This is a genomic window from Methanoculleus sp. UBA413 (assembly GCF_002502935.1).
Taxonomy (GTDB): Archaea; Halobacteriota; Methanomicrobia; order Methanomicrobiales; family Methanoculleaceae; genus Methanoculleus; species Methanoculleus bourgensis.
The window spans coordinates 1-7,778 of the sequence record NZ_DAQR01000048.1; the positions used below are offsets into that span (position 1 = coordinate 1).

Annotated in this window: 6 protein-coding genes and 1 pseudogene; 1 reads left to right on the forward strand and 6 read right to left on the reverse strand. The window is 60.9% G+C overall.

Features of this window, described 5'->3' with window-relative positions:
- A pseudogene (locus BP858_RS03630) lies at positions 1-215 on the reverse strand (phenylacetate--CoA ligase family protein); the annotation flags it as partial.
- 40 nt (positions 216-255) lie between these two features.
- Positions 256-390, reverse strand: a complete 135-nt coding sequence (locus BP858_RS03635; protein ID WP_286878868.1) for a hypothetical protein — start codon at positions 388-390, stop codon at positions 256-258.
- A 228-nt stretch (positions 391-618) separates the two neighbouring features.
- On the opposite strand from BP858_RS03635, the gene BP858_RS03640 reads away from it, so the two are divergent.
- A complete protein-coding gene (locus tag BP858_RS03640; protein WP_014868284.1) occupies positions 619-1,887 on the forward strand; it encodes an archaeosine biosynthesis radical SAM protein RaSEA in 1,269 nt (422 codons plus the stop codon).
- A gap of 520 nt (positions 1,888-2,407) precedes the next feature.
- Here the strand turns inward: BP858_RS03640 and BP858_RS03645 are convergent.
- From BP858_RS03645 to BP858_RS03660, 4 genes are all read right to left on the reverse strand, one after another.
- Complete coding sequence (locus BP858_RS03645) at positions 2,408-4,549, reverse strand: bi-domain-containing oxidoreductase (protein WP_286878869.1); 2,142 nt, start codon at positions 4,547-4,549, stop codon at positions 2,408-2,410.
- Positions 4,530-5,738, reverse strand: a complete 1,209-nt coding sequence (locus tag BP858_RS03650) for a hypothetical protein (protein ID WP_286878870.1) — start codon at positions 5,736-5,738, stop codon at positions 4,530-4,532. The genes BP858_RS03645 and BP858_RS03650 overlap by 20 nt, the downstream gene beginning before the upstream one ends.
- Positions 5,723-6,931 carry a glycosyltransferase family 4 protein gene (locus BP858_RS03655; RefSeq protein WP_214166436.1) on the reverse strand — a complete coding sequence of 403 codons (1,209 nt, stop codon included), beginning with the start codon at positions 6,929-6,931 and terminating at the stop codon, positions 5,723-5,725. The genes BP858_RS03650 and BP858_RS03655 overlap by 16 nt, the downstream gene beginning before the upstream one ends.
- A 67-nt stretch (positions 6,932-6,998) precedes the next feature.
- Positions 6,999-7,778: nucleotide sugar dehydrogenase (locus BP858_RS03660; RefSeq protein WP_286878871.1), on the reverse strand; the 780-nt coding region annotated here is incomplete at its 5' end.

Below are 7,778 nucleotides of genomic sequence, written 5' to 3' on the forward strand. Positions count from 1 at the left end.
TAGGGGACGTTTGCGTAGGCGTGATCGAGCAGGCGCGAGAGCGCCGCCGCCTGATAGGCCGCAAGTTCCTCCCGGCTCCACCACCGCGACTGCTGGAGGAGAGCGTAGGTCTTCCTATAGGTACTGTAGGAAGGGAGGATGCCGAGAGCTTTCGCAGTGAAGGACTCCCGGCCGCAGATCCTCTCTCCCAGGCGTATCAAGACATTATCTCCCAATGTATCTTCTCGTTGACCAATGGATCTCGAAACAGCATTCTTATAATCGTCTCTTCACCAGCTCCCGGTCTTCCACGCCGGGGATCGTGGGCGGTGTATGCCCTGCATCCTGCCCGGCGTGGTGACCGCTCCGGAGGGCGAAGATCCGCAGTTCACCGGGATAGTATACCCCCAAACAACGTATATATAAATTGGCATGCTGTCACCGGTTCCATTTGAAAACAGGGCCCTGTAGCTGCAGGGATATCCCACCGGGGTGGGTATGGCGGACTGTAGTTCTGATATCCCGGAAGTAAATGGCATGTTTTTCTGGGCTCTTTTCACGTATCGCCGATAAGGGAATAAGACCCGGTGATTGAATTGTTCTGGATAAGCTATAAATATGGAAAGCCCCTCTCAGGATATGTCTTGGCAAGGTAGGACGACGATCGCCGGAGCTGTGCACCCCGATAGGGGGTGTGTTCTCCGGGAAGGGGGGATAAGTATTCTTCAGAGGACTGTATCTGATAGCAGTAGCGGAGCGGAGATCTTTGGGGGTCTCCCGACTGATAACGATGTTCTTGAGAGGGTTAGAGGACTGGCCGGCAGGTTACGCAGGGAGAACGGGTCTCTGCCGGAAAATCTTGATTTTACGGTTCCCATCGGGTGGGAGGAACGGATAGGGCATCTTGACGACCAACCCATCAGGCGGTTGATCATCTTCCTGCGCTCCACGGGGTGCGAGTGGGTTGAGAAGACCGGGGGCTGCACCATGTGCGGCTTTTACTGTGCGACATCCCGGGGCAGGGAGATCTCGGCCGAGGAGTATATCGCACAGTTTGAGTACGTTATGGATGCCGTCGATATCGGGGATTACCCGGTTATATCGATCTACAACGATGGAAACATCTTTAACGAACGTGAGATGCCGGTTGCCGCCATCGAAAAGATCTGCTCATACATCGACGGGTATGAGAACATAAAAAAGGTGGTTGTTGAATCGAGGATCGATTATTCTCCCGACGAGCACGTAGCGAAGATGAAGAAGGCCCTGAACGGGCGGCAACTTGAGGTGGCGTTTGGTTTTGAGTCTGCAGACCCCCAGGTAATGAACCTCTGCATCAACAAGGGTTTTTCAGCGAACAACTTCGGTCACTTCCATTCGAGGATGCAGGGGATGGGCGTTCTGACAAAGCCGCTCCTGCTCGTCAAACCGCCGTTCCTCACCGAGGCGGAGGCGGTAAATGATGTCCTGCAGACGGTGTCGTACTGTGTATCCCGTGGAATCGATTACGTGGACCTCGAGGTGACGACGGTCGAGAAGCACACCGTCGTGCATGAACTCTGGAAGAATAACCTCTACCGCCCGCCGTGGCTCTGGAGCCTCATCGACCTTCTGCAGAAGTGCCGGGAGCGGTTCGGGGACCATGCCCACGTCTATGTCAGCCCCTGGACCTACTCGGTCGAATCCCTCGACTGGGCCCGGAACTGCGGGGAGTGCGATGCCGAGATTGTCAAAGCGATCGAACGCTACAACTGTCACTTCGATCTGGCGGTGTTTGAGGATCTCGACTGCTCGTGCCGGGATGATGGGTGGAAGGAAGCCATTGCGGTAGAAGATCCCCGGCCGATACCGGAGAGGATCTCCGAGCAGCTGGCGTACGTGCAGAACACCCGGCTCTCATCTGCGTAGGCGGTCGCTTGGGGGTGGGCCGGGCGGTGTCGGTAGGTATCGCAATTGGGGGTTCTTACCTCACCTTGAAAGGTGATACCCGGAAGCCCCCACCCCGCCCGGCCTCCGGCCTCCTCCCCCGCCCCCAGGGGCGGGGGCAGTGCGTTGCGATATCCGGCGGGAGGAGCCGTGGATGGGGATGTGGTGAACCGGGCTTCAGGAATCTTCGATTGCCCGAGTCAGGTCAATTTTCATGAAAAATACCCATGCGGTGGTATCTTGGGCTTCACTGATGAAGACTCGGTAGCGGCTGCAGGATAGACTCGACCCGGCCTTTTCCCTGCTTGTCCCCGCACACCGGACCGTGGTGGCTCTTCGCCGACAAGGGAGGAGATCGGGGAGGGGGTCTCCCCGTATAAGACGATACTCTCAAACTCCTCCCTGCAACCCCCTCCTGAAAAAACCTGACCATGGACGATATAAACAGAACTCCGGGATCCGCCAATCACTCGGAACGGGGGCAAGCCGGGCCGCCCTTGCCCTACAGCCCGACCGTGCCGATGTCAATCTCCCGGGGAGTCCCGGTATCGATCGACTCCCATGCCAGGAACGTCGCAAGCGTCGTCGAGACACTCCCGGCAAAATCCGGCACTTCACCCTTCGCGAACGCCAGGAGTTCCCCGGCAAACCCTTTGTCCTGGGCGAGCCACCGCCTCTCCCTTGATGCCTTCCCGCCCCGCCGGAGTTCGAGGTCGCGGAAATCGGTGATCCTCCCCACAGCGTTGTCGCAGAAGACCTCAACGGTCTCCTTCGGGTACGAGGGGTCGCCGAGCGTTGTGTAGGTGACGGTGCCAAGCGACCCGTCATCGAACGTCAGGGTCGCCTGGAAGTTGTCGTACTTCTGGAGAGTCCCGGTCGGCTCGATCGCTCGGGCATAGACCTGGATCGGCCGTGCCCCGGTGATGAACTGCATGAAGTCGATGAAGTGGCAGCACTCCGAGATCAGCATGCCGCCCCCCTGCTCGTCGTCGTGCACCCAGTGGTCGGGCGGGATCTGCCCGGCGTTGACGCGGTAGTGCAGGACCGCGGGCGTACTTCGGTTCCCGAAGAACTCTTTCATCCTCTGCGCAAGCGGGGAGTAACGCCGGTTGAACCCGACCATCAGTCGCTGCCCGGACTCGTTCCACGCCTCGACGACCCTCCTGAGCCCATCGATATCGGTCGCAAGCGGTTTCTCCACGAAGACGTCCTTTCCAGCATGCAGCGCGTCGATCGCCATCGGGGCATGGAGGTCGTTTCTGGTCGCGATCATCACTGCGTCGATATCAGGGTCATCGAGGATCTTCTGGTAGTCGGTGGTGCAGTAGGAGAACCCGTACTTCTTTGCGACCGAGTGCGCCGAAAGCCCTGTCGCGGTCGCAAGCCCAGCGAGGTTCACAGGGAGCCCCGGCAGGTGAGGGTAGAGCGAGCTCAGGGCGTGGACACCGGCACCGATACACCCGAGCGTCCTGACCCCGGCCAACTCCTTCCGCCTCCCCGACCCCGGGAGGTGGGTGACGGTATCGGAGGCCCCCGTGCCGTTCTGGCTGTACTGCAGGAGGACCCCGATGTACCGCTCCTTTCCCGTGTTGATGAGGTCGTAGGCGTCAGGTGCGTCCTCAAGCGCGAAGGTGTGGGTGATCAGCCGGTCGAGATCGACCTTTTTTTGCCGCACCAGTTCAAGGAACGCCTCCATGTTCCTCCGCTCAGTCCACCTGACGTAGATCGGGTAATCGATCCCGCGTTCCTCGTAGTTCCGGTCGTAGCGACCGGGACCGTAGGACCGGGAGACGAGGACCTCAGCCTCCTTCTCGTAGAAGATATCCCGGGGCACGTTCATGCCCACGTTCCCGACGACCACGACCCTGCCCTGATCCCTGACCAGGCGGCCGGCGGCCTCGATAGGGGCGCTCGACCGGGTGGCCGCGGTGATGATGACCGCGTCCGCCCCGAACGGCGAGAAGGCCTTCATCCTCCCTGTGAGGCCGTCGTAGTTCGAGACGACGTCGGCACCGAGGCTTGTTGCGAGCGAGAGCTTCTCCCGGTCGATATCGATCCCGATGACCCGGCACCCTGCTGCCTTGAGGACCTGGACGACAAGAAGCCCGATCAGCCCTAGCCCAATCACTGCGACGCTCTCGCCCACCGTGACCCGAGCGTTCCGGACCCCGTGCATCGCGATCGACCCGACGGTCGTGAACGCCGCCTCCCTGAAACCGACGCCATCAGGAACCTTAACACAGAGGTTCTTCGGCACCGAGACGTACTCGGCATGCACCGCATACCCGGCTCCGGCGCAGGCGACACGATCACCGACCTCGAAATCGTCGGTCCCGGTCTTCACCACCGTTCCGGCGCAGCTGTAGCCGAGCGGCTCCGGCTTTGAGAGACGGCTCATTGCCTGCCGGTACGCCGGGAGAGGGCCGTCCGTACCGATCTTCTGGATAACCTTCTTCACGTCGTCGGGGCGTGCCTTCGCCTTCCCGATGAGCGACTGCCCTGCGAGGTTGATCAGCGACGACTCCGTACCTGCGCTGATGAGGGAGTAGGCGTTTCGAACGACGACACCCCGTTTTACGGCGGGAACGGGGACGTCCTCCACCTGGATAGACCCTGACTGCAGGTCAAGTAATACCTGTTTCATGTGAATTCCCCCATATCCCTGACTGGCTGAGGCAATCGAGCACTTCAGACGTCATGAAGAGATCAGGAAAGTTCTTTGATGGCTCCACGGTCGACGACCGTATCCTGAGCAACCGGCAGAGCGCCTTAAACGACCGTGTCTCAGCGGTCTCGCTATACCGCCTGCGGGCGATCTGCCGGTAGACTGCGTAGCCGAACCGGAACGCCCGGTGCCGTACCGGGTACTCCCCGATCGACGCCACCTTCGCTGCTGCAACGACCGACGGAGGCAGGCTGCTCCAGGAACCTGGTTCCCACCTGAGCGCAAGACCTCCCCGCATGGTCTCCTCAAGCCGGTTGAGGCAGAGACCGGCGTGCTCCCGGTAGCGGCCATTATTCCGGGATGCATAGATGAAGGAGGCGTGCGCGAACGCATACGCCCCCGAGAGGTGGTAGGCGAAGGATAGCCCGCTCCCCGACCAGTTGAACCGCCCGCACGGGCACAGGGCGGCCGCGAGCCACTGCACACCCCTCGCAAGACTTTCGTCGATCCGGTCCTCCTTGAGCACGTCGTTTGCCTTTGCAAGGTAGTACATGGTCACCCCCTGGTAGTGCACGCAGGGAAGGTCGAAGACGTAGGGGTAGGTCCCCTTATCGATGGCATAGGGGTAGACCCCGCCGTCCCGCTGGTGCCGGACGACATTCTCCGCCGCCCGCATGGCAGCCGCACGGGCGTCCCGGTCATCATACCGCTCCGCGTAACGCGCGAGGAACGCCCCGCAGGAGGCGTCGGCGTTTAAGTGGTCGGCGGTATACTGCGCTGACTTCAAGAAGTAGCCCGGGCGCTTCTCGGCCGCGAGGACATAGTTCCTGGCCTTCAGGAGCGCCTCCTCGTGAGGGTACCGGTCTGCCGCCTCCAGCAGAGCATCGCCGACGAAAGCGGTGATCAGGGCCGAAGGCTGGTTGTAGTTGACGTGGACCTCGTTCCAGGACCCGTCCGGGTTCTGGCATTCGACGACGTAGTTCAGGATCGGATCCACGAGCGGGTCGCCGCCCGCACGAAGCATCGCCTTGCAAACCTCGGCGTGCACCCGGTTGCGGACGATCCCGAAGATGGGGTCGCGGATGTACGCGATCTCACCGTCGACGACCGCCATCTCCCGGACCGCCCCGCTCATCCGGGTGACCAGTGACGTCACGCGCCCGTCCATGTTATCCTCTCGATCTGCTGCTTCAGTTTGAGGGCGATCGCCCTCCGGTCATAGTGCTCTGCGACATACTCCCGCCCCCGACGGCCCATCTCCTCCCTCTTTTCCGGGTCGTCCAGGAGCGAAGAGAGCGTCGCGGCGATCGCCTCCGGGGTGTTTTCGGCGATGACCCCGGCACCAGACTCTTGAGCGAGGTGGGCGATCTCGCCGTTCCCGCATCCGATGAACGGTATCCCGCACGCCATGTACTCGTATGCCTTGGTGGGAGCGGCATACTCGAGGGTCTCGAGTCGTTTCAGCGGCGCCACCCCCACGAGCGACTCGGAGAGCAGCCCCGGGATCTCCTCCCGGGGGAGGATGCCCGTGAAGATGACCGATTCGGTCAGGTTCTCAGCCTTCACCAGCCGCTCGAGGTATTCTCGTGTGTCGCCGTCGCCTACGATGAGGAGCTTCAGGTTGTAGGTGCCGTTCATCGACTTGACGGCGAGCGCTACCTTCTCGAGGTCTTGCGCATGCCCGACATTGCCGGCGTATATGATCTGCTGCTTCTTCCCGCTGTTTGTGGGGCGGAAGAAGTCGGTATTGACACCGTTTGGCATCAATTCTATGGGAGCCGTGACCCTGTAGCGTGACGAGATCCTCCGCCCGAGTTCTTCGGTCGTGACACCCACAAGATCGGCCCGGGCGAGGCACATCTCCTCAAACTTCCGGCTCACCTTCTCGTAGATGCTCCCCTCCCTGAGGAATCCAAGACTTATAGACGCATCGATCCAGAGGTCGCGGATATCGAGGATCCACTTCACCCGGGTTGTCCGCCGGAGCACGTAGCCCGGGATCCCGGTGAAGAGAGGGGGTGCCGACGTGATGATCACATCAAACCGGTTCCGGGGCGAGCAGAGCCAGAGAAGAGCGTGGAGCGGGAAGAGGAGGTAGTAGGCCATCCTGCTTGTGAACCCCGGGTCACCGGAGCCGGGCTGCCAGGTCCAGAGACGTACGACCCGGACTCCATCGACCGCCCCCTCCCGGGCCCGCCTCCAGGTGCGTGGGAACGACCCTGTGGGAAACGTGGGGTGAGGTGCAAGCACGGTCACGTCGATACCAAGTTTTGCAAGATGTACGGCGGTGTCGTAGATACGTGATGCGTTCCCGGATTTCTCAGGTGGAAAGTGTTGTGATATGATGCATACCCGTTTCATGTAACTCCTCGTATTGCCTGGATGCGGTTCACGCGAAGACTGTCCTCTCTCAAACCCGTGCACAGGGCTAGAGGAACCTCTCTCGCCCGTCAGGGGAGAGCAGAGGGACAGATGGCGGCGATGATGCTGTGACAGGCCGGGCCGCATCTGTGGAATACAGGCCCGCCGAGGGGATACCTTCGTCCAGGGGCACCAGATGCACCAGCGAACCATCGCCCAGCACACGGACGGCAAAACCCTGACCGGTCCACCGCTCGTGGTCGAGGATGTTCCGGGCATCTACGACGAACTTCGTTCTCATCCGGAGTTCCGCCGGATCGATCCTGTGGAAGCAGTCATGGTCGGCGAGTATAACAATACAGTCACTCCCGGCCGCTGCATCAGCCATATCCATGAGGGGGTGCGGGAACTCCCTTACGTAAGGGTCATGGCACCTGATGGCATAGCCTTCATTCTCGGCGAGCTGAATGAACTTGAACGCCGGGCTCTCGCGGGTATCACCGACGTTGCCCTTGTAGGCGACGCCGAAGATGCTGATAACCGGGCTTTTGATGCCGGTGAGCAGGTCGCGGGTGATGTGCAGCACGTAATTCGGCATGGAATCGTTGACCTCCCGTGCCGTGGAGACCATCCTGCACCTTGTCGAGTTCTCGGTCAGAAACCAGGGGTCGATGGCGATGCAGTGTCCTCCCACTCCCGGTCCCGGGTTGAGGATCGAGACCCGGGGGTGCTTGTTTGCAAGGGTGATGGCCTCCCAGACGTTGACACCGCACTCCTCCGCGAGTTTTGCAAACTCGTTTGCGAGCGCGATATTCACGTCGCGGCAGGTGTTCTCCATCAACTTGAC